Source organism: Paenibacillus melissococcoides (genome assembly GCA_944800085.1).
GTDB lineage: Bacteria > Bacillota > Bacilli > Paenibacillales > Paenibacillaceae > Paenibacillus_B > Paenibacillus_B melissococcoides.
Map to the genome: position 1 here is coordinate 762,959 of CALYLO010000001.1, position 22,741 is coordinate 785,699.

Consider the following 22,741-nt stretch of genomic DNA (forward strand, 5'->3'; position numbering starts at 1 on the left):
TTGTTCAGGCTTGTCCTCCGGGCTGCGGCTTCGTGCCGGCAGGAAAATTATTTATTGTCCGCATCCCGCGCGGTTCCGTCATTCGCCGCCGGTCCTTCCGGGAATGGGGAGGCATCGAACTCTTCTTTTGGCATACGAATCCATTTGTTCAAATACCCTTGATCATAGAGAGCCTTGACCAAAATAAGAAGAATAGGCGACAGCACGACCCCGACGACACCAAATAACGACAAAGACAATATCATAAAGGAGAGCATCGTAAACGCAGACACGCCCAACGTATTGCCCGTAATTTTTGGATCCAGGATTTGCCGAGTGATCAGCGTGACGCCCAGAACGACGGTGAGCCATATGGCGAGCCAGCTATTCCCCGCGATAAACAGGTATACGATCCACGGAATAAAGATGACCGGGACGCCGAGCAGCGGCAGCAGATCGAACAAAGCGGACAAGAGGCCGATAAGAAACGCATTGCTCACGCCAAGGAGCAGCAGCGAGATGAAAATAATGCCGAACGTAATCGAGATCAGCTTCAGCTGCGCTTTCAAATAGGCGGCGATCCCTTTGATGACATTTTCCTTCAGGAACGTATAGGCATGTCGAAATGTTTTGGGCGTATGGGTGCGCGCGGCTCTTCTCCACGTATCGATCTCGATGCTGAGGAAGTAAGCCAGGATAATCGCGATGCCGAAATTGACGGTGAACGCCGAGAAGGAGGAAATATTATTGATAATCCAGCTCAAAAAATCGAGCGCGATTTGCGAGCCTTTTTTCGCTATCGTGCCGACGTATTCATTCAGGCGCACGGTCACGTCTTCGGGAAGCGCCTCATATTTCTGATGAAGGAACGCGGTAATATTCGCAAATTCCTTTTGCAGAACTTCAATATATTTGGGCATTCTCTCCTGGAGCTCGATCGCCTGCTTCATCACAATGAAGCCAAGACCGAAAATGGCGGCCAGAATGAGCAGAATAAACAGCCCTACCGACAGGGCGGAAGCGATCGCCTTGTTGACGCCGCGTCGATGGAGAAATCCGGCTAGCGGTTCAATAAGCATGAACACGATGAAGGCAAGGAAAATAGGCTTGGCGATGGAATACAGATAACTGAAGCTATACATGATTAGGTAGATCGTCAGTACAAGCAGTCCAATGTCAAAAGCCGTTCTCCAATATTTGCGGTAAAACGCGATCATGAAACTAACTCCTTTGCTCCCTATTCTTTTCTTGGATCCCATTGTACACGAAAATGAATTCCAGTGCCTATTCTTTCATGATATGTTACAATAATCTTATCGCCTCGCAGGGGTATAGATAAGAATGAAACGGGGAAATTGGGATGGAAATCATTTTATTATGGTGCTTTTACATCCTGACGTTTTATGCGTTTCTACCAGGTGTCATCAGCCGATTATTCGGTTTCCGCGTGTTCCAAAAAGGCAGATCGGATTCGAAGCTGGCGCTGACGTTCGATGACGGGCCAGATCCGGAATATACGCCGCAGCTGCTGGATCTATTGAAGAAATACAACGCCAAGGCAACCTTCTTTGTCGTTGGCGTCCATGCGGAGAAGCACCCCGAATTGCTGAAGCGAATGAGCGATGAGGGGCATTTGATCGGCATCCACAACTACGTCCATAAATCCAACTGGCTGATGCGTCCGAAAACGGTGAAACAGCAAATTCGCAAAACGTCGGATATTATTATGTCCGCTACCGGACAACGCTCACACTATTATCGTCCTCCCTGGGGGATTGTCAATTTATTCGATTATGGCAATCTCGGTCATCTTCAAATTATTCTCTGGTCCGGCATGTTCAATGATTGGCGGAAGAAGGTCGGCGAGGAACGGCTGTTCCGGCGCATGATGAAGCGGTGCCGGGGCGGAGAGGTTCTGCTCCTGCATGACTGCGGCCATACGCTTGGCGCCGATGAGGAAGCTCCGGGCATTATGCTGAAGGCATTGGAGCGGTTTTTGAAGGAAGCGGCGGAGCGCGAGCTGTCCTGTGTTCGAATAGATGAGCTGATTAAGCAGACCGAGAAGGAGAAGATCAGCAACCCTTCCTGGTTGAAGCGCGCCATCATCAGCGGCTGGCTTCTCTATGAGAAGGCGTTCCACGTGCTTTATGGCCTCCAGACGACCAATCGGCAAGATCCCGTGTTTCATTTCCGGGTCCGCCCGTATCATGGGCAGACAATTCAATTGGATGACGGCATCGAATTGAAGCGGGACGATGAGATACTGGAGCTTCATTTCGATAACAAGATGCTGTACGAGATAGGCCGGCGCTCGCGGTCGCCCGTCCAGCTTGCGATACAGATGATCCGCGCCGTCGAGAAATCGCTGCCGGAGCTTGCGGATTATATTATGGATCATCCGGAGCTGAAGGCGAACGTGAAGGCGTTGTACGGCGTAAGCATGATCCATCGGGGGCCGGAGCAATTCGGGTTCACCGTGCGGGAGATGCCGCGAGGACTGTTCTCCTGGTGTACGCGCCGCTATTTGCGCCTGCTGATGAGCGTCATTCATCCTCAAGGGAAGATGAGACTGAGAGAACATTCGGAACAGATGGTTCCCAAAGTGATGGCCATGTCCGTCCAGACGCTGCTTACCCGCTACGGCAAATCGCGGAAGCCGGTGATGGAGCCGCAGCCGCTGATTATCTTAGATAAAGGAATGGAAAAAGCGACGCACTATTTGTAAATTATTTAAAATCAGATAACTGCTATGCCGCCCCAGTCTATTGGAATTACATAACAATAATGGGGCTTCTTTTTTTCTTTCTTTTTTTGCCCGTTGAATGCAAGGTTTATGCAAAAAAATGAAAAAACATGCAAATGCACACCAGTGGTGGATTTTCGGATATTTTGTCTTTTACATAATGGACATTTTGACGAAAAATGCGACTATCCTCCGTATTCGCCATTCCGAAAACCGCGCTTTTCCCGGACTTTTCTACTATGGATGATAAAAAAAAGTTATCGTCATAAAACCACAAACTTTCAAATTAAAAAGCAGAAAGGGATTTACAAAACCGAAATTATAAAGTAGTATTATGAAAAAATATTCGTTTCCAGCTTATGAAATGGAGGGTTTTTGCAAACTTATTTGACCAATGTTCTATAAAGCGTTAACGAACGTTACTTACTCATCGCGATGATTTTTTATGTATACAACTTTATAACTACTTCAAGTTACAAAGGTTACAAAAAACATCAGAAATTGAACATCAGGGGGAGAATGTTGTGAAGAAAAGATTCAGCATCATCATGTGCCTGCTCCTGTCCTTGTCGCTTGTACTGTCCGCTTGCGGCGGAAGCGATAGCGGCAACGGCGATTCCGCAGGACAAGCTAATCAAGAGTCATCCAACAATGGCGGCGCAGATAACGGTACAGACGGCGAGTTGGTCTCTGACGGCTTGATTCCGGCAACGGACAAGAGCAAGTCTCCAGCAACGGCGACAAACCGGACAGATACAGCTATCATTGGAATCACGGCACCGAGCGGTATCTTCAATCCGATCTTTGCTGAATCTGCATACGATGTATTCGTGACAGAATCTTTGTTCAACGGCCTGCTTCAAATTAACAAAGACGGCACATATTCCACGGATTTGGCGGAGGATTACACCATCTCCGACGACAAGCTTACTTACACATTCAAGCTGAAAGACGGCTTGAAGTTCAGCGACGGTTCCCCATTGACGGCGGAAGACGTAGCATTTACATTGACCCTGCTGCATGACAAGTCTTACGACGGTCCGACTGATATTATCAAGGACGCAGCCATCAAGGGGGGACAAGAATACAAAGACGGCAAAGCGACTTCCATCGAAGGGATCAAGGTTATCGATCCGAAAACAATCGAAGTCACTACGCTGGAACCGCGTGCGCTTGCCCTGTCCGCAATCGGCAGCGGCGGCGTTCTGTCCAAAGCATATTATGGCAAGGACTACAAGCAAGGCGACCTGTCTTATATGAAAGATTTGTTCACCAAGCCGCTCGGCAACGGCGCTTATAAGCTGGACAAGTTCGTTCCGGGACAGGAAGCGGTATTGTCCGCGAACGAGAACTTCCATCTCGGAGCACCGAAGATTCCGCACCTGATCTACAAATTTACTACGGATGAGACGAACGTGCAGTTGCTGCAGACCGGTGAAACCGATATGGACATGGTAACCGTATCGAAAGACCAAGTAGAGCAGCTTCAGGAGCTGGGCTTCCTGGATATCAACCTGTTCCGCACGAACGGTTACGGTTATATCGCCTTCAACCATAACAAAGAAATGTTCAAAGATAAGCGCGTGCGCCAGGCGTTGACTTACGGCTTGGATCGCCAGCAAATCGTAGACGCGGTCTACCAAGGCTATGCGGATGTCATCGACATTCCGCAATCGAAAGACTCCTGGTCTTACACGGATGAAGTAACGAAGTACGATTTCAATCTGGAAAAAGCGAAGCAACTGTTGGATGAGGCGGGCTGGACGGTAGGAGCCGACGGCATCCGCGAGAAGGACGGACAGAAGTTCAAGATTACGTTCACCGCTTCTTCTCCGAACCCGGTCAATGATGCGATCATTCCGGTCGCTCAAGCGAACTGGAAAGAGCTTGGCATCGAGCTTACCGCAGAGCAGATGGACTTCAATGCCGTTGTCGAAAAACGTAAAAAAGGCGACTTCGACATGATGTTCCTGGCTTGGTCCTTGACTCCGGATCCGCAATCGAGCGAGAATGTATTCAAGACGGGCGGTTCCCAAAACGACATCGGATATTCCAATCCGAAGCTGGACGAGCTGTTCGAAAAGGCCGGCAGAGAGGTCGACGTAGAGAAGCGCAAGCCAATCTTCAAAGAAATCTACCAAGAGCTGAATGAAGACTTGCCTTATATCTATATGTACCAACGCCGCGATATGTGGGCAACGAACGCGCGGATTCAAGGCTTCGATATGTCGCCATACCGCAAGTTTACGGCAGATTTGAGCACTATCCAAATTCAATAACGACTTCAAAGTGCTGCATACCGAATGCTCAGCCGTCAGGCTGGGCATTCGGGCTTATTTCATGCTAGGAGGAATAAATTATGAAACAATACGCCTTGCGGCGGCTGTTGCAGCTGATTCCGACCCTTATCGGCGTGTCGATTCTGCTGTTCGCGGTCTTTGCGCTGGCGCCGGGGAACTTCATCGATTCCAACCCGACGCTGTCGAAGGAGCGCGCAGCCGAGCTCAAAGCGATCCATGGCTTGGACAAGCCGCTCGTTGAACGTTATTTCACTTGGGCTGAAAATACGCTCAAAGGTGATCTCGGATTGTCATTGCAGCACAAACAGCCAGTCACCACGGTCCTCAACCGTTATATGTGGAACTCCTTCTTGATTGCCGCTATCGTGCTTGTGCTCAGTTGGGCCATTGCGATTGTAGTCGGCGTTTTTGCCGCGATCAAGCAGCACTCTTTCTTTGACGGGATGGTTACGCTGCTCGTCTTTGCGCTGATGTCGCTCCCGTCGTTTTTTGTCGGGTTGTACGCCATCAAAGTGTTTGCCGTCGATTTGGGATGGGCGCCGGTCGGCGGGATGTATACGTCAGGCAGCAATGCGACAGGATTCGCGCGCTTCTGGGATCTGCTGCAGCACTTGGCGCTGCCTGTTGCCGTGCTGACGGCCTTGAGCGTCGGCAGCTTGACCCGTTATTTCCGGACAAGCATGCTCGACGTTATCCGTCAGGACTTCATTCGGACCGCCCGCGCCAAAGGGCTGAAAGAACGCACCGTCATCTTCAAGCACGCCTTGCGGAACGCTCTGCTTCCTGCGATTACGCTGCTGGGGATCGAATTGCCAGGATTGTTCTCCGGGGCCATTATTACGGAGAAAATCTTCAACTGGCCTGGTATCGGCCGCATTAACTTGGACGCAATCAATGCCCGTGACTACTTCCTGTTGATGGGCTTCACGATGTTCCTGGCTCTGCTGACGATGCTGGGGAATTTCTTAGCAGATTTACTTTACAGAGTCGCCGACCCTCGCGTCCGGATGAAGTAGAAAGGGGAGTTATTTGTGTCTCAAACGGTAGCTGAATCCGTTAAAGGAGCTAATGTGCGCCAGGCCAAACCGGCTTCCCCGTGGAAGCTGGCATTTAAGCAACTGCTGAAAAACAAATTCGCGGTAACGGGAGCAATCGTCGTTGTACTTATGTTTGTCGTCTGCTTCCTTGGACCGGTTGTGTCTCCTTATACGCTGGAGACGATGAATATCCGCAACGGCAACAAGCCGCCAAGCGCCGCACACTGGCTCGGGACGGACAATCTGGGCCGCGACATTCTGCTGCGCGTCATGCTGGCAGGCCGAGTCTCTCTTCTCGTCGGCCTCGTCGCCATGGCGATCTCGGTAACGCTGGGCAGCTTGATGGGCGCGCTCGCCGGTTACTATCGCGGATGGGTAGATACAGTCATTATGCGTCTTGCCGACATTATGATGTCGATTCCAAGCTTGCCATTGCTTATTATTCTCGGCGCGATCTTGTCGGATATGAAGGTTCCGCCGGAGCAGCGGATTTATCTCGTCATGTTTTTGCTCGGATTTATGGCGTGGCCGAACTTGTCCCGTCTCGTGCGCGGGCAAATACTGATGCTGCGCGAGCAAGAATTTATGCAAGCCGCCGAAGTGCTTGGCCTGCGCGACCGACGCAAAATTTTCCGCCACTTGCTGCCAAATACGGTGCCGATCATTATCGTCGTGGCAACCTTGCTGGTAGGCAGCTCCATCTTGTACGAATCGGTATTGAGTTATTTGGGTCTCGGGGTCGTTCCGCCGACGCCTTCATGGGGCAATATGATTTCAGCCGCGAACAATATGATAGAATTCAAGAAGCGGCCGTGGCTGTGGATACCGCCAGGTGTGTGTATTTTCTTGACGGTTATTGCCATCAACATCATCGGGGATGCCCTGCGTGACGTGCTCGATCCGAAAATGAAGAGGTAGGAGATACGATATGGCAAACAATTTGATCGAATTTCGCAATCTGCGGACGAATTTCTATACCAGTGGCGGCGTCGTGAAAGCGGTCAATGATGTCAGCTTCTCGATCAGAGAAGGCGAGACGCTGTGCGTCGTAGGCGAATCCGGCTGCGGCAAGAGCGTTACAGCCATGTCATTGATGCGGCTCGTCGCGCCTCCGGGGAAAATCGAAGGCGGAGAGATTATTTATAAAGGGCAAGACCTGTTGAAGCTCAAAGAGCGTGAAATGCGTCAGATTCGGGGCAATGAAATTTCGATGATCTTCCAGGAACCGATGACGTCGCTCAACCCGGTATTGAAAATCGGGGAGCAATTGGTCGAGCCGATTTTGCTGCACCGGGGCGGAACGAAGAAGGAAGCGCGCAAGCGGGCGATCGATCTGATCGAGCTCGTGGGCATTCCGCGCGCGGAGCAAATTTTCGACGCGTATCCGCATGAGCTGAGCGGCGGCATGCGGCAGCGGATTATGATCGCGATGGCCTTGACCTGCGATCCGAAGCTGCTCATCGCCGACGAACCGACGACGGCGCTGGACGTTACGATCCAGGCGCAGATTCTCGACCTGATGCGCAACATTAAGAGCGAGTTCAATACGGCGATTATGCTGATCACCCACGATCTCGGCGTCGTGGCGGAAATGGCCGATCATGTTGTCGTTATGTATGCCGGCAAAGTCATTGAAGAGGCGCCGGTCATCGAATTGTTCCAAAATCCGAAGCATCCGTATACCCAAGGGCTGCTGAAGGCGAAGCCGATTATCAATGAGCGCCGGGAACGGCTCTATACGATTCCCGGGCAAGTGCCGAACCCGGTTGAACTGGGCGACAATTGCTATTTCAATGACCGTTGCGAGCATTGCATGGCGGTGTGCACGGAGAAGCAGCCGATGCTCAAGACCTATGAGAAAGGACATAAGGCGTCATGCTGGCTGTATGAGAAGGAGGGGAAAGCACAATGAGCCAACAAGCGTTACTCGAAGTTGATAATCTAAAAAAATATTTCCCCATCCAGGGCGGTCTCTTCTCGCGGACGGTCGGACATGTGCGTGCGGTTGACGGAGTCAGCTTCACCCTGCAAAAAGGGGAAGCGCTCGGCTTGGTCGGCGAGTCCGGCTGCGGCAAGTCGACCACGGGACGGACGATTCTTCGCCTGCTGGACAAGACGGAAGGGAAAGTCATTTTTAAAGGCACTGATATTCATGCATTAAATAAAAAGCAATTGCGCGGCATGAGACCGCAAATGCAGCTTGTATTCCAGGATCCGTACAGTTCCTTGAATCCCCGCATCAAGATCGGGGATGCGATTGGCGAACCGTTGCTCGATCACGGGCTCGCCAGCAAAAGCGACATTCGCGACCGCGTCAAAGAGATTTTGACGATTTGCGGCTTGGCTCCTTACCATATCGATCGCTATCCGCATGAATTTTCCGGCGGCCAGCGCCAGCGCATCGGAATTGCGCGGGCGCTCATCATGAATCCGGATTTCATCGTGGCGGACGAACCGGTATCTGCCCTGGACGTATCGATTCAGGCGCAGATCATTAACCTGCTGAGCGATTTGCAGGAACAAAAAGACTTGACTTACTTATTTATTTCGCATGATTTGTCCGTTGTCGAACATTTGTGCAACCGAATTGGCGTTATGTACTTGGGTTCGCTTGTTGAATTGGCTCCGCGTGACGAGCTGTTCAAACGCCCGCTCCATCCATACACGCAAGCGCTGCTGTCGGCCATCCCGATTCCGGATCCGACGCGCAAGTCGGAGCGGATCGTGCTTCAGGGCGACATTCCGAGCCCGGCCAACCCGCCAGCCGGATGCAAGTTCCATACGCGCTGCCCGTTTGCCAAAGATATTTGCAAGCAAGCCGTACCGGAATTCCGGGAAGTGGCCAGCGGACACCACGTGGCATGTCATCTGGTGGAGTAGTCAAGTTCCAGTCATCATGGCATACACCCAACTTAGAAAGCAAAAGCGCGGATCAACTCCGCGCTTTTATTGCGTTATTCGGTTACGGAACGAGGCTCCATTTCGACGCCAAATATAACAGCGCGGCAGCCTCTGGACGCGTCATCGCTTGTCTGGATTTATAATCTGCCGCTCCGTCGGCTGACAGGGATACCTCCGGGCCGTAAAATTTCATGCCCACAATCAAGTTGACCGCATCTTCCGCCCAGGCATCTGGTCTTCCCCATTGTTTTGCCTTCGACCGGCTTGGCTCTCATGGACAGCATCACCCTGGACAGGATGGCCGCCGCCTCTTGCCGGGTTATGTTCTCCTTCGGCCTGAATAATTGATCCGCAAGCGCTGCAATAAAGCCGTATTCCACAGCGCTTTGAAGCCATCCCGCTTGCGGGACCGCATCGATATCTTTGAGCTGCGCGGGATTTTTGGAAGCAGGAATCCCGATCCATCTCATCACCTGTTCCACAAGTTCCGCCCTGGCCAGCGGCTCTTCCGCGCCGAAGGTTCCATCGGCTTTGCTCTTGACGATGCCGAGCTGATGCAAGCCATGAATATATTCCGCATAAGGGTGCGTGTCACCGATATCGGTCAAGCGCTCAGGCGTGCCGAGCTTTTCTGCCCAGGCGGTCGGGTCGGCATTGGAGAACATGTACGCAATCGATCCGTCCGGATTGGCTTTGAAGGCAATCTTGCTGTCATGCTCATCTTCGAATAAGAGAGGATCGATTGGTTTGGCCGTTTGCCCAACATATTTTCAAGGACAAGCTGTCCATCCGGGGCCGCATCAATACGGGTAATGAGGTAGCTTATCCGCAAATCGCGATAGACGCCTTCAAACCGTCGCAATTGGTCTGGCGTTAGCGTAAGATAGGCTTGCTATTATCGTATTTATACACTTCCCCCCGGTGTGCGGGTGACGGTAGGCATCCACTTTTTCACATAGTCTTCGAGCATCACTTCTGCAGCCAGATCATACAATATCGAATCTCCGACAGGAGGATCGACGATATCGAACTCGTTCTTCATTCGGATGTCCCCCAAATAATGCTGAACATCGCGATGTGACTCGATTTTCCCCTGTTCGACAAGCTGCATTACCGCCGCCGCCGTAATGACTTTGGAGACCGATGCGATGCGGAATAAGGTTTTCTCGGCTACAGCGAGTTGCTGTTTTAATTTAAAAAGGAATAAAGAGAAAGCGCGGAATAAATCCGCGCTTGAATGGTGTTATAGGGTTTCTGCAGGCAAGGAAGAGCCCGCCGGGAACGGCGTGTCAGACTGAATATTGTCCGGCGAGGAGATGACGGGATACAATATCTGATATGAATTTGATGAAGTCCCAGGCATCATTGACAGGCTCCGTCCGCACGAACTGCATGCCGCATGCTTCGGCCAGCCGCTTCGCGTCCTCGCCGAGATCGTGATAGACCTCGACATTGTCTGTCAGCGAGGTCAGCTCGCAGAGCACGACCGCTTGGCAGCCATGAGCGGCCGCTTGCCGGATGACATCCTTCACATCCGGGCCGAGCCAGCGCTGGGGCGCGGGCAAGCCGCTCCGATAGGCGATGTCCCAGCGTCCGATCTCCGCTTCCTTCGCGATGAGACGGGCGAGGCGGCAATATTGGGCGATAAACGCAGTATGCGCCGACGGCAAGCCGGGCTTGCTGTGGACGGTGAAGATGACCCGTGCCGAAGGCAAGCTGGCGGCAGGGAGCCAGCGGTAAGCATCGCGCAGACGGCGGGCGAGCAGCCCAATGAAGGCGGGATGCTCCTGCCAATTCGCCACGGCGGTTAGCCGGATAGGCGGCTCCGCTCCATCGGCCGCCCGCGCGGCTTCGTGCATATACATTCCGGTTCCGCCGCCGAAGGGGGAAAGATGCAGCACCGCCAGCCGGGAGATGCGATCGGCTGCCGCTTGCCGCACCGCATCGGAGATGAAGGAAGGCGAGTGCTTGTAGCCGATATAGACGGGAACCGGGGCGCTGCATAGCTGCCCGAGCCGCTGCGATATCGCTTCCGCCTGTCTCGCGGTAACCGCAAAGAGCGGATCGCACGCCGCCGTCTGCCGATAACGGCTCACGCCTTGGGCCAAGGCGTGGGGGGAACAGCGGCCGCGCATAATATGCTCATAGAGCTGCGGCACATCATCGATCGAGCGGCAGGCGCCATAGGCGGCCAACAGGACGGCCTGCGCCGGCTGGCCCGCATCCGTTGCAGCCGGCGCTGCAGCCCCCGCCCCCGCCACTTCGGGTAAAGGCGAATCAGCCCCCCGGCCGCGATCCATCTCAATCATGATCGGCCTCACCGTCCTTCCACAAGTCCGGGTGAAGCCATGCCGACATATGCAGCATGCCGTCGACGGTATAACGATTCGGCGCGAGCAGAGCTTTTGCCTTCATCGTCGTGATGCGGCCTTGCCGTACGGCAGTCAACGTATTCCACTGCGGATCGGATTTCAAGCCCGACAGCCATTCTTCTCCGGTGCCGTCCCAATCGCCGAGAACGATGTAATCCGGATCAATCTTGATCAGATCTTCGATCGACGCTTTGATTGAATTGGCGATGCCCAGCGCATCCGCTGCAGGCTCCGCTCCGGCAAGACGGATCATATCGTAAGCGATATTGCCCGGCCCGATGACATAAGGGCCCGTATTCGGACCGACGGGGGAGAGCGCCAGCATGGACGGCTTGGCCGTCAGCTTCGCTGTGCGCGCCGCGGCCTGCTGCAATTTGGCCTCGATTTCCTCCGCGATAAGCACTCCCTTTTCGGCTTCTCCCACCGCTTCGCCAATTTTCCGATAGTTCCCCATCACGGCTTCAAAGGTACCCCACTGATCAAACGTAATGACGTTGACCCCGGCTTGGCGAAGCAATTCCTCGGCATCGCTCTCGGTATGATGAACCTTCGTCAGCAGCACGAGGTCCGGCTGGAAGGACAGGATCGCCTCGGGATCCAGTCCGGTCGCCCCGCTAATCGGGTTGGCAACCTGCTTCCCCATGTCCGCGTTGACAGCGAGATAGGGATTGGAAATGCTCTTCGGAATCGCGACCACCTGTGCGGGATCGATGAATTCCAAGACGGCGTCCGCCGTATCCAGCGATACGGGAGCGACCTTCAGCTTCTCATTCGCTTCTGCCGCAGCGGCGGGGGCGGATTCCGGCACCGTGGTCGAAGCGCCGGACATTCGGTTGGCCAGGATCGCCGCCAAGCCGATGACGACGATGACCACCGCCAGCCCGATGATCATGTTCCGCTTCGACTTATCATGTTGTCTCATCTAAATGAATTCCTCCTGGTTAGCTAATGATGTTGCACATCGATGATTCGAACTCGGGGTCCGCCTCATGAAAGGCCATAATCGACAAGCCTCTCGTCCCGTGCTCGCGTCGGATGACGGCGCGAATGCCGTATACCGTATCGAGATGCTCCGCGGTCAGCACTTCCTCCGGCGGGCCGAACGCCCGAATGCGGCCCTCGTGAAGCAGCAGCATCCGGTCGCAATAGCGGGAAGCCAGCGACAGATCGTGCAGGGAGGCGGCTACCGCCAAGCCTTCGCGGGCCAATCCGCGCAGCAGCGACAGCGTGCGAAGCTGATGGCGGATATCGAGCGCGGAGATCGGCTCATCCAGCAGCAGCAGGTGCGGCTCCTGCGCCAGCGCCTTGGCGATGAACGTGAGCTGGCGCTGGCCGCCGGAGCAGGCATGGATATAACGATCGCGCAACGGCTCGATCCCGCATTGGCGCATGGCCTGCTCGGCGCAGCCGATATCCGCGGCGGACAAGCTGCGGAAGAGCGAACGATGGGGATGGCGCCCCATCGCGACAATCTGCCCGACCGTGAAATCGGCGTCCAGCGAGCAGTCCTGCGGTACATAGCCGATGAGCCGGGCCCGCGCCGAGGCGGAGTAGGCGGCATGCGGCCGGCCGTCGAGCAGCAGCCTCCCCCGCGCCGGGCGGATCAGTCCGCACAGCATGCGGATGAGAGTCGATTTTCCGCTGCCGTTGGGGCCGATAATGCCGACGAAGGAGCCGCGCCGAAGCTCGAACGAGATATCATGGATAATGGCTCGGCCCTCGATGGAGCAGGACAGCCGCTCCGCTTGCAGCAGCTTGTCCGTGCCGGGCTCCGTCCACCGGTTTTCCTTCATGCGAGATTTCCTTTCTTCGGCGCAGCAGCATCATGATGAACAGAGGGGCGCCGATGCAGGCGCAGACGACGCCGACCTGAAGGGTTACGGGCTGCAGGATCATTCGCGACGCGAGATCCGCCAGCACGAGGAAGGACGCCCCGAACAGCGCGCTGAGCGGGAGCAGGTACCTGTGGTCCGCTCCGGCCAGCAGCCGGATCAGATGCGGGATGACCAATCCGACGAAGCCGATGATCCCGCTGACGGAGACGGCGGTTCCCGTCAGGAAGGAGGCGAGCAGAAGGATGGCGTAACGCGCGCCCTGCACGGGAACGCCGGATGCCTGCGCATGCTCGTCTCCCAACAGCAGCAGATTCAGCGTGCGGCTGAACAACGCGATAAGGATGACCGCTGTCGCAACCGGGAGCGCGATCAGCTCCACATGCTCCCAAGTTCGCGCCTCCAGCCCGCCCTGAAGCCAGAAGACGATGCTGCGCAGCTGCTGCTCATGGGGCGCGCTCGCAATCACGACATTGATGACCGCGGACAGGAGCGCGTTGATGCCGATGCCAAGCAGCAGCAGCTTCGTCACATTCGGCTTGCCACTGGCCTGCCAGATGGCGAGGATAAGGACGACGGCAGCCAAGGCGCCGGCGAAGGCCGCCAGCGGCAGCGCGTAGGAAGCTTGCTGCGCGAAGCCGGAAGCAATCACGAGGACGGCCCCGGCCGCCGCTCCCGAGGAGACGCCGAGATAGCCGGGCTCAACCAGCGGATTACGGAACACGCTCTGCATGGCGGTGCCCGCCACGGAGAGAGCGGCTCCGACCAAGACGCCAACCAAGACGCGGGGGAGGCGGATCGCCGTGACAATCGTCAGATCGCGCTCGGGAATGCCGGCATGATCCAGCCATCCGAAGGCGTGCAGGATGGCCTGCAGCGTATCCGCGAACCGGATGGAGACGGGGCCGATGGAGCAGCCGGCGATGACAGATAATAGCAATGCCGCCAAGCCTGCGGCGCCAAACAGCGCGATGCGCGCATGTCCGCGGGCCGGACGGCGGCGAAGGACCGGGGGATGTCTTGGGCGGCTTGCTTCAGTCTTGGAGTACATAGATACCACCTTTCCCGTTCACAACAAAAATAGTCGAATACAAATAAGTTGGATTAGGTAAACATTTATTACTATAGCGCATGCCTGGAAAGCCGTCAATGGATGAATAGAATCGTGCGAACTCATGTTCGTCCCCGTATCTCCATCCGGACTGGGTTCAACGTATTTACGTGTTCGGCATGGCGATGTAGGGAAATACAAATTGGCGGATAGGGGAGAAATAAGCAAAGAAATAGGGCGGATACGGTAAAAAAAGAGGGGGCGCATAAGTCTCATAGGCATTGCAAAATGAGTGGGGGCGGCGGTTGGGGTCGACGGGTCAACAGAGAATGTGGAGGCGGGAAAAGGCGAGAATAAGGAGAAAATAAAGAAAAGCGAGAAAAGGATAGAAAAGGCGAGAAAAGACGGGGGAAAGCGGGAAAAGGCGGTAAGTACGGCGCGGGCAAAGTGGCAGCGGGCAAGCGGGGATGATGGGGAAGGCAGCGAAATCCTGCGTGAGTGAATGCAGCAATTTTCGCGATTTTAGCGGCGATCTGATGAAATTCCTGCAAAAGTACATTATTTTCAGCGATTCTTATCTTTAATCTATTGGAAAGTCTGAAATTGATGCAGTTTTGCAGGAACTCGAGTAACGGAGTCCACGTCAGAAAGGAAAACTGCATATTTACAGTATTTTCACAAGGCGATGGTGTTAGAAGCAGGGGAGGGGCGGTCTCGCTGCAGCTAAAAAACTGCTTACGGGACAGCCCCTCGATTTCTGGGGATTAAATTTTGAGAATGCCGCCTTGGCTGGCATTCGTTACGAGCTTGGAGTAGCGGGCAAGATAGCCGGTCTTGACCTTCGGCTCGAACGGCTTCCACGCCGCGCGCCGCTGCTCGAGCACCTCGTCCGGCACCTGCAGCTCGATTTTGCGGTTCGTCAGATCGAGCTCAATGATGTCGCCGTCTTCCACGAACGCAATCGGTCCGCCTTCGGCCGCTTCCGGCGAGATATGGCCGATGCTGATGCCGCGGGACGCTCCGGAGAAGCGGCCGTCGGTAATGAGGCCGACCTTGGCTCCGAGACCCATGCCGACGATCTGGGACGTCGGGGCGAGCATCTCCGGCATGCCGGGACCGCCCTTCGGCCCTTCGTAGCGGATGACGACGACATGGCCTTCCTTCACCTTGCCGTTCGCGATTCCGGCCAAGGCCTCGTCCTGGGAATCGAAGCAGATCGCCGGGCCGACATGGCGTCCGCCGACCGACGGATCGACGGCGCCGACCTTGACGATCGCGCCTTCCGGCGCCAGGTTGCCGAACAATACGGCCAGGCCGCCCTGCTCGCTGTGTGGATTGTCCAGAGTGTGGATGACATCGGTATCCACGATATCGCAGCCGGCGACATTTTCGCGCAGCGTCCGGCCGGTCACGGTGATGCACTCGCCATGAAGGGCGGCTTCCTTCTTGAACAGTTCATTCAAAATCGCGCTGACGCCGCCTGCATTGTGCACATCTTCAATATGATAATCGGAAGCCGGCGCTACCTTGGCCAGATGAGGCACCCGGGCCGCCACTTCGTTAATCCGCTCGATCGGGTATTCGAATCCGGCTTCGCGCGCGATAGCGAGCGTATGCAGGACCGTATTGGTCGATCCGCCCATCGCCATGTCGAGCGCGAAGGCGTTATCGATAGCTTCCATCGTGACGATATCGCGCGGCTTGATATCCTGCTCGATAATGCTCATCAGCTGTCGGGCCGACTTGCGGACGAATTCCCGGCGTTCCGGGGATACGGCGAGAATGGTGCCGTTGCCCGGCAAGGCGATGCCGAGCGCTTCCGCCAGGCAGTTCATCGAGTTCGCGGTGAACATGCCCGAACAGGAGCCGCAGGTAGGGCAGCCGTACTGCTCCAGCTCCATCAATCCCTTGTCGTCGATCTTGCCTGCTTGATAGGCGCCGACGCCCTCGAACACGCTGGACAAGGAGATCGAACGTCCGGAGGAATCCTTGCCCGCCTTCATCGGACCGCCGCTGACGAAGATCGTCGGAATGTTGACGCGCAGCGCGCCCATAATCATGCCCGGCGTAATCTTGTCGCAGTTCGGAATGCAGACCATTCCGTCGAACCAGTGGGCGGAGACGACCGTCTCTACCGAATCGGCGATAATCTCGCGGCTTGGCAGCGAGTACCGCATTCCGATATGGCCCATCGCAATCCCGTCGTCGACCCCGATTGTATTGAATTCGAACGGCACGCCGCCCGCTTCCCGAATCGCTTCCTTGATAATCTTGCCGAATTCCTGCAAATGGACGTGGCCGGGAATGATATCGATATACGAGTTGCATACCGCAATGAACGGCTTGTCAAAATCCTCTTCCTTCACGCCCGCTGCACGCAGCAGACTGCGGTGAGGCGCACGATCGAAGCCCTTCTTAATCATGTCTGAACGCATTTTCTTTTTGGCTGTCATTCTGTGTGAACCTCCATCTCTTGCTACCCGACTGCCGGGATTGGAATGATACCTCTCATAAGTGCTTGAGTATTTCTATAGAGTCTATCACACCTGCCTTTCTTTTTCTAGCGGTTTAAAGCGTCACTGAGCGCTTGCGGCCAAGCCGGAGCGGGTTCGAATGAAGGGCTGCCGCCGCCGGGGCGCCTCCTAAAAAGAGAGCAAATAAGAGAGAATCGTTCGCCCTTCCCCGGAATATATTAGCGGTAACTTGAGCCGGCACGGCGGCAAGCTGACGAAAAGGGGGAGAGAGCATGGACTGTTCCGCGCGCGCCGGAAGCTATCGGGACGCGAACCGGGAAGCGGCCAAAGCGGCCGCCGCCGGCACGCCGTTCGCCTGCCTCGATCTGGATGCGCTGGAGCATAATGCGGGCCAGGTGCTTCGGCTGAGCGGGCAGAAGCCGGTGCGTCTGGCGACCAAATCGCTGCGCTGCGTCCAGGCGGTCAAGCATCTGCTGGCGCTGCATCCCCGCTTCCAGGGCGTCATGTGCTATCATCCGCAGGAAGCCGCCGCTCTCCTGGAGGCGGGCGTCTCCGACGTGCTGATGGGCTATCCGACGCTGGATCAGCCTGCCTTGGCCCGCTTGGCCGGATTGCGCCGCCAGGGGAAGGAGATCATCCTGATGGCGGATGACGGCAGCCAGCTGCGGGCCGCGGAGCAAGCCGCGCGCGAGCAGCAGGTCTGTTTCGATATTTGTCTCGATATCGACATGTCCTCCGCGTTCGGCGGCCTGCACTTCGGCGTGCGCCGTTCGCCGCTGCGCAGCGAAGCTTCCGCGGTGGAGCTGGCGGACGCGATCCGCCGCTCCCCGCATCTGCGGCTGGCCGGCGTGATGGGCTATGAAGCGCAGCTGGCGGGCGTTCCCGACGCGAAGCCCGGGCAGAGGCTGACGAGCGCCGCCATCCGTTATTTGAAGCGGCGCTCCCAGGCCGAGGTGGCGGAACGCCGGGCGGCGATCGTCCGCGCGCTGCGCCGCGAAGGCCACCGGCTCCGCTTCGTGAACGGCGGCGGCAGCGGCAGCCTGCGCTTCACGGCGTCCGACGAGTCCGTCACGGAGCTGACGGCCGGGTCGGCGTTCTATGCGCCGGCGCTGTTCGACGGCTACGCGGATCTGCCGCTGCGGCCGGCGGCCGTCTTCGCCCTGCCGGTGGTTCGGGTGGCCGCGCCCGGCATCTATACCTGCTTCGGCGGAGGTTATATCGCTTCCGGCGAAGCGGGGGCGGACCGGCTGCCGCAGCCGATCTGGCCTCCCGGCGGGCAGCTCCTGCCGCGGGAAGGCGCGGGGGAGGTGCAGACGCCGGTCCGCTACCCGGACGGTGCAGAGCCGCTGCGGCCGGGCGAGCTGATCTGGTTCCGGCATGCGAAGGCCGGGGAGCTGGCGGAGCGGTTCCGCGAGTTCGTCGCCGTCAAGCAGGGAGCCTGCGTCGGGAGATGGGCTACGTATCGCGGAGAAGGGTGGTGCTTCGGATGAAGCAGTGGCGCAATTGGGCGGGAAATGTCCGCTGCGAGCCGGAACGGTGGTGGGAGCCGGAGGGAGAAGCGGACGTGGCGGAGCTGCTGCGGGAAGCGCAGCGGCAAGGCCGCAAGGTGCGCATCGCCGGCTCCGGCCATTCGTTCACTCCTCTCGGGGAGACGGAGGAATGGCTGGTGCGGCTGCCGCGGATGTCCGGTCTGGTGAAGCTGGACGAGGACGAGCGCAAGGTGACGGTGCGGGCCGGCACGACGCTGCGCGAATTGGGCGGGCGGCTGCTTGAACGGGGCTGGGCGATGGAGAATCTGTGCGACATCGACCGGCAGACGATTGGGGGCGCGGTCGGAACGGGGACGCATGGCACAGGGAGCGGCTTCGGCAGCCTGTCCACCCAGGTGACCGCGATCCGCGCCGTCCTGGGGGACGGCAGCATCGCCGAAGTTAGCGAAGAAGATACGGGAGAGAAGCGGGAGCTGTTCAAGGCACTGCAGGTCTCCTTCGGGACGATCGGCATCATGACCGAGCTGACGCTGCGGATCGTTCCCGCGGAGCGGATGCGGCTCGCCAGCTTCCGCTCGACCTTGGAGGATACGCTGGAGAGGCTGGAGGAATACCGGAGCGGGAACCGTCATTTTGAATTTTTCTGGTTCCCTTATTCCAACGGGACGCAGGTGAAGACGATTAATCCGACCGACGCGCCGGCATCGAAGCGCGGCAGATGGAAGGAGTGGAGCGCCTACGCGGTGGAGAACGGCTTGTTCTGGGGGATGTCGGAAGCATGCCGCATCGCTCCGCGGCTCAGCGGCGGCATCAGCCGCTTGTCGGCGCGCTTCGTTCCGGTCGGCGGCGAGGTCGGCCGGGGACCTCGCTTGTTCGTTACGCCCAGGCATGTCAAGTTCATGGAAATGGAGTACAGCGTGCCGGCCGCCGCGATGCGGCCCGTCCTTCTGGAGATAAAGCGCCTGTTGGAGCGGCGGCGGCATTCCACCCATTTCCCGATCGAGTGCCGGTATGTCAAGGGGGATGATATTTGGCTGTCTCCTGCCTATGGCCGGGACTCGGCTTACCTCGCGCTTCATACGTATAAGGGGATGCCTTACGAGCCGTATTTCCGCGATATGGAGCAGATTCTGCTCGCCTATGACGGGCGGCCGCATTGGGGCAAATGGCATTCCCGGACAGCTTCGCAGTTGGCCGCGATGTACCCGAAATGGAAGGATGCCGCCCGCGTCAGGGAAGCGGCGGATCCGCGCGGCGTCCTGCTGAACCGGTATGTGGCGCGCCTGATCTCGCCAAGCGCCCGGTAAATGAGAACAGCGCCCCGCGTCAAGCGTACGGGGCGCTATTGATAAGGTTAACCCTGCTTCATGCCGCGATGGAATGCCGACATGCGGTGCCAGCCGCCGATGCCGTTCCATTGCGGCTCGATAATCGGGCGGCACAGCGACCGTACGGCCGGCTGCGCGAGCAGCACGGTGCAGGCAACCGACGCCGCAATCAACAGAACGGCCTGCGGGCCGGTCGTAATATAATGGTAGAATCCGGAGACGACAAGCAGCCGGATAATAAGGCCATGGAGCAAGAACACGTACAGCGTCCGCCGCCCCAATCCGGTAATCCAACCGGCATGGAGGGGCACCCAGGCCAAGAACGCGACCGATGCGATAATCTCCAGCGCGTAGATGAACAGGCGCATCCCGATGGCGTACCATGGGGATTGCTCCAGCCAACCGAGCTCGCGGAACGTCATATGATTCATCAGCCATTCCGGATGGAGCGCGTTCGGCCACAGAAGAAGCGCCATCAGCAATCCGACGGACAAGCCTGCGGCCAGCGGCCGGAAGCGGGAAGCGGCGAACCGCTGGAATGCGCCGTCGCGGAACAGATACCCGAATGCGAAAAACGGCAAATAGACCAATGTCCGGGACAGTCCGAGCCACGCTCCGTCGATCGGCAGAAATCCCGCGGCAATGCCGATGATGACCGACAGGATGACCGGATGGCGAACCCGCCAACGGGTGAATAGCATCAGGATGGCGCGCCAGATCAAATGTCCGATCAGGAACCACAGCAGCAGGTACGGAATGAAGAACGAGTGCTTCATTCCCGGAACATGGAACAGCGTAACGTCAAGCAGCGAATATAACGACTGAAAAATGACATACTGGATGCCGATTTGCTTCATTACGGCCCAGCCCGCCCGGCCGTTCAGATTGCTGCGGGCGAAATAGCCCGTGACGAACACGAACAACGGCATATGAAACGTAAAAATCCAAACGAACAAACCTTTCAGCGCGGGCATGGTGCCGATGAGCGGTTCAATCGCATTGGCGACAAACACGCACACAATGAGCATGAACCGCAAATTCAATCCGAAGGTCTCTCCACTCCTTAAGGACACGGCCGGCTTCAACCCGGAGGAGGCTTGATTCCACCTGCGCTCCTGCATTGTCCTTCCCTCCTACAACTCCTGCCGCGCATCGATTTTGTCTATATTGGCTGCGGCTTTATGTTTACGATGTTAACGTACCATAGCCCCGTTTTCGGAATTGTGATTTACATCACATAAAACGGGATGAAAGCGTCGTCCACTTTTGACAGAATGGCGAAAGTTCCTGCGCAAGCTTAGACAGCGCCCCGCAATTCAAGTAACATACAGAAGAGATGCCAGATGGAAGCAACATTTCATTCAAAGGGGAGACAGGAACGATGTCGAAGGAACATCCCAACCGCAGATCGAAGCTTCTGCGGGCCTATATTCCGAATCAGCACGGAGCATGGGCGATGCTCATTATTCCGTTCGCGGCGGGCATGTTCGCCAGCAAGCCGCAAGCCATTCATGCCTGGCTCGGAATCGCCTGGCTGGCCGCCTATTGCGGATCGTTCGCCGGCCTGCAGTGGATCAAGACCGGACGGGCCAGCGTCTATCGGGGCCCGGTGATTGTATATGGCGCCGCATGCGCGCTCGCCGGGACGGCCGTCTTGGTGATGCGGCCGGATCTATGGTGGATGGGCGCGGTCATGCTGCCGCAGCTGCTGCTGAACGCGGCGTTCGCCAAGCGGAACCGGGAACGCCATCTCCTCAATGATTTTTTGGCCGTTCTCCAATTTTGCTGGATGCTCCCGATTGCTTTCGAAGCAGGCGGGGGAACGGATTGGAGCGTGGCGTGGCGGGCCTTTGCCGCTTGCCTGCTCTATTTTGCCGGAACGATATTTTATGTGAAGACGATGATTCGCGAGAAAGGGAGCCGGCTGTACTACGGCTTGTCGGTCGGCGTCCATATCGTGGCCGCGGCAGCCGTGGGCCTCATGCTTCCCCTCTGGGCGGCACTTCCGTTCGTGGCGCTGTTCCTGCGCGCGGTCTGGATGCCTGGCCGGAAGGTCACGATCAAGCAGGTCGGCATTGCCGAGATCGTCTTCAGCATCGTGACGGCGATTCCGCTCATCGCTGTTATCACTCCGTAGCCTGCCGCAACCGTTCCTTAATCGACGACAGGCCTGCCATACCGTCGACCGTTGACGGTATGGCAAAAAACGGATTATGATAGAGGACAAAGCCTCATGGCATACAGAAGGAGGAAACGGCATTATGAAAGCGCTGTCAGGAAATGCCCCGGAGGTTGTCACGTTCGGCGAAGCGATGGCCTTGTTCAGCTCCGCGGACACGAGGGGCTTGGAATATGCGCAGACGGTGATGAAATCGTTCGGGGGAGCGGAGAGCAATGCGGCCATCGGGCTGGCCCGGCTCGGACACCGGGTCGGCTGGTGCGGCCGCCTGGGCCGGGATCCGCTCGGCCGGCACATCGTCAAGGCGATTCGCGGCGAAGGAGTGGATGCCTCTCGCGCCGAGATGGCGCCGGATGCGCCTACGGGACTGATGATGAGGGAACGGGTCGCCGGGAAATCATCCGTCTATTATTACCGCGCGGGCACCGCGGCGAGCCGCATGACGCCGGGGCATCTGGACAAGGACTATATCCGCTCGGCCCGGCTGCTTCATGTAACCGGGATTACTTGCGCCTTGAGCGAGAGCTGCGCCGAGACGGTCTATGAAGCGGTCTCCGCCGCGAAGGCTGCCGGCGTGAAGGTAAGCTTCGATCCGAATCTGCGGCTGAAGCTGTGGACGATTGAAGCCGCCCGGGAGAAGCTGCTGCCGCTGGCGCGCGAGGCGGACTACTTCCTGCCGGGACTGGACGAATTGAAGCTGCTGTACGGAACCGATGATGAGCAGGGCATCTTCCGGCGCCTGTCCGAGCTGCCCGGCGTCAGCATCGTCAAAGGCGGGCCGGGCATGAATTATGTCGTGCAGGGCAGCCGCATCGACGAGGTGCCGTACGAGTTGGCGGAGCATGTCGTCGATGCAGTTGGCGCCGGCGATGCCTTTTGCGCCGGATTCCTTTCCGGCATGTTGCAGGGGGCCGATGTGGTGGAGGCGGTTCGTCTCGGCAATATTACCGGCGCGATGGTCGTGCAGGCGTTCGGAGATTGGGAGGCTCTGCCGACGGCCGAGCAGGTGCAGGCGGTCTTGAACCGGGCGGTGCATATCGAACGGTAGGAGGCCG

19 protein-coding genes and 1 pseudogene are annotated in these 22,741 nt (G+C 57.1%); 11 read left to right on the top strand and 9 right to left on the bottom strand.

Annotation, left to right across the window (positions count from 1 at the left end):
* Positions 1-47 precede the first annotated feature (47 nt).
* Complete coding sequence (locus OCY70_RS03565; protein WP_213425816.1) at positions 48-1,196, bottom strand: AI-2E family transporter; 1,149 nt, start codon at positions 1,194-1,196, stop codon at positions 48-50.
* Positions 1,197-1,339: 143 nt separating this feature from the next.
* On the opposite strand from OCY70_RS03565, the gene OCY70_RS03570 reads away from it, so the two are divergent.
* From OCY70_RS03570 to OCY70_RS03595, 6 genes are all read left to right on the top strand, one after another.
* The gene (locus OCY70_RS03570) at positions 1,340-2,704 is read left to right on the top strand and encodes a polysaccharide deacetylase family protein (RefSeq protein WP_213425815.1); all 1,365 of its coding nucleotides are present in this window, start codon (positions 1,340-1,342) and stop codon (positions 2,702-2,704) included.
* Between the two features lie 542 nt (positions 2,705-3,246).
* Complete coding sequence (locus OCY70_RS03575) at positions 3,247-5,001, top strand: ABC transporter substrate-binding protein (protein WP_213425814.1); 1,755 nt, start codon at positions 3,247-3,249, stop codon at positions 4,999-5,001.
* Between the two features lie 80 nt (positions 5,002-5,081).
* On the top strand, positions 5,082-6,038 hold the full coding sequence (locus tag OCY70_RS03580) for an ABC transporter permease (RefSeq protein WP_213425813.1): 957 nt from the start codon (positions 5,082-5,084) through the stop codon (positions 6,036-6,038).
* A gap of 15 nt (positions 6,039-6,053) precedes the next feature.
* Positions 6,054-6,977 (top strand): oligopeptide ABC transporter permease, encoded by a 924-nt coding sequence (opp4C, locus tag OCY70_RS03585; RefSeq protein ID WP_213425812.1) that lies wholly within the window; start codon positions 6,054-6,056, stop codon positions 6,975-6,977.
* A 10-nt stretch (positions 6,978-6,987) separates the two neighbouring features.
* Positions 6,988-7,971 (top strand): ABC transporter ATP-binding protein, encoded by a 984-nt coding sequence (locus OCY70_RS03590; protein ID WP_213425811.1) that lies wholly within the window; start codon positions 6,988-6,990, stop codon positions 7,969-7,971.
* Positions 7,968-8,939, top strand: a complete 972-nt coding sequence (locus tag OCY70_RS03595) for an ABC transporter ATP-binding protein (RefSeq protein ID WP_213425810.1) — start codon at positions 7,968-7,970, stop codon at positions 8,937-8,939. The genes OCY70_RS03590 and OCY70_RS03595 overlap by 4 nt, the downstream gene beginning before the upstream one ends.
* A 158-nt stretch (positions 8,940-9,097) precedes the next feature.
* On the opposite strand, the gene OCY70_RS03600 is transcribed toward OCY70_RS03595, so the two are convergent.
* Positions 9,098-9,625 carry an S-layer homology domain-containing protein gene (locus OCY70_RS03600; RefSeq protein ID WP_213425809.1) on the bottom strand — a complete coding sequence of 176 codons (528 nt, stop codon included), beginning with the start codon at positions 9,623-9,625 and terminating at the stop codon, positions 9,098-9,100.
* 77 nt (positions 9,626-9,702) lie between these two features.
* Here OCY70_RS03600 and OCY70_RS03605 point away from each other — a divergent pair, with 77 nt between their 5' ends.
* On the top strand, positions 9,703-9,837 hold the full coding sequence (locus tag OCY70_RS03605) for a hypothetical protein (RefSeq protein ID WP_261944577.1): 135 nt from the start codon (positions 9,703-9,705) through the stop codon (positions 9,835-9,837).
* 27 nt (positions 9,838-9,864) lie between these two features.
* Here the strand turns inward: OCY70_RS03605 and OCY70_RS03610 are convergent.
* The 6 genes and pseudogenes from OCY70_RS03610 to ilvD form a co-directional block, all read right to left on the bottom strand.
* A pseudogene (locus OCY70_RS03610) lies at positions 9,865-10,137 on the bottom strand (serine hydrolase); the annotation flags it as partial.
* Between the two features lie 112 nt (positions 10,138-10,249).
* Positions 10,250-11,269, bottom strand: a complete 1,020-nt coding sequence (locus tag OCY70_RS03615; RefSeq protein ID WP_213425808.1) for a ferrochelatase — start codon at positions 11,267-11,269, stop codon at positions 10,250-10,252.
* Complete coding sequence (locus tag OCY70_RS03620; RefSeq protein WP_213425807.1) at positions 11,262-12,254, bottom strand: ABC transporter substrate-binding protein; 993 nt, start codon at positions 12,252-12,254, stop codon at positions 11,262-11,264. Before OCY70_RS03620 ends, OCY70_RS03615 begins: the two co-directional genes overlap by 8 nt.
* Before the next feature lie 19 nt (positions 12,255-12,273).
* The gene (locus OCY70_RS03625; protein ID WP_261944578.1) at positions 12,274-13,125 is read right to left on the bottom strand and encodes an ABC transporter ATP-binding protein; all 852 of its coding nucleotides are present in this window, start codon (positions 13,123-13,125) and stop codon (positions 12,274-12,276) included.
* Positions 13,031-14,215 carry a FecCD family ABC transporter permease gene (locus OCY70_RS03630; protein WP_249724351.1) on the bottom strand — a complete coding sequence of 395 codons (1,185 nt, stop codon included), beginning with the start codon at positions 14,213-14,215 and terminating at the stop codon, positions 13,031-13,033. Before OCY70_RS03630 ends, OCY70_RS03625 begins: the two co-directional genes overlap by 95 nt.
* 764 nt (positions 14,216-14,979) lie before the next feature.
* A complete protein-coding gene (ilvD, locus tag OCY70_RS03635; RefSeq protein ID WP_213425804.1) occupies positions 14,980-16,668 on the bottom strand; it encodes a dihydroxy-acid dehydratase in 1,689 nt (562 codons plus the stop codon).
* A gap of 293 nt (positions 16,669-16,961) precedes the next feature.
* Between ilvD and OCY70_RS03640 the strand changes: the two genes are divergently transcribed.
* Together OCY70_RS03640 and OCY70_RS03645 are read left to right on the top strand one after the other, a co-directional pair.
* Complete coding sequence (locus tag OCY70_RS03640; RefSeq protein ID WP_249724349.1) at positions 16,962-18,179, top strand: amino acid deaminase/aldolase; 1,218 nt, start codon at positions 16,962-16,964, stop codon at positions 18,177-18,179.
* Complete coding sequence (locus OCY70_RS03645) at positions 18,176-19,486, top strand: D-arabinono-1,4-lactone oxidase (protein WP_261948744.1); 1,311 nt, start codon at positions 18,176-18,178, stop codon at positions 19,484-19,486. The genes OCY70_RS03640 and OCY70_RS03645 overlap by 4 nt, the downstream gene beginning before the upstream one ends.
* 47 nt (positions 19,487-19,533) lie before the next feature.
* Here the strand turns inward: OCY70_RS03645 and OCY70_RS03650 are convergent, their stop codons facing one another.
* Complete coding sequence (locus OCY70_RS03650) at positions 19,534-20,628, bottom strand: acyltransferase family protein (RefSeq protein WP_213425802.1); 1,095 nt, start codon at positions 20,626-20,628, stop codon at positions 19,534-19,536.
* 260 nt (positions 20,629-20,888) lie between these two features.
* Here OCY70_RS03650 and OCY70_RS03655 point away from each other — a divergent pair, with 260 nt between their 5' ends.
* Entirely contained in the window at positions 20,889-21,644 is a 756-nt protein-coding gene (locus tag OCY70_RS03655) for a YwiC-like family protein (protein ID WP_213425801.1), read from the top strand.
* 124 nt (positions 21,645-21,768) lie between these two features.
* Positions 21,769-22,734 (top strand): sugar kinase, encoded by a 966-nt coding sequence (locus tag OCY70_RS03660; protein ID WP_213425800.1) that lies wholly within the window; start codon positions 21,769-21,771, stop codon positions 22,732-22,734.
* The last annotated feature ends 7 nt before the right edge of the window (positions 22,735-22,741 follow it).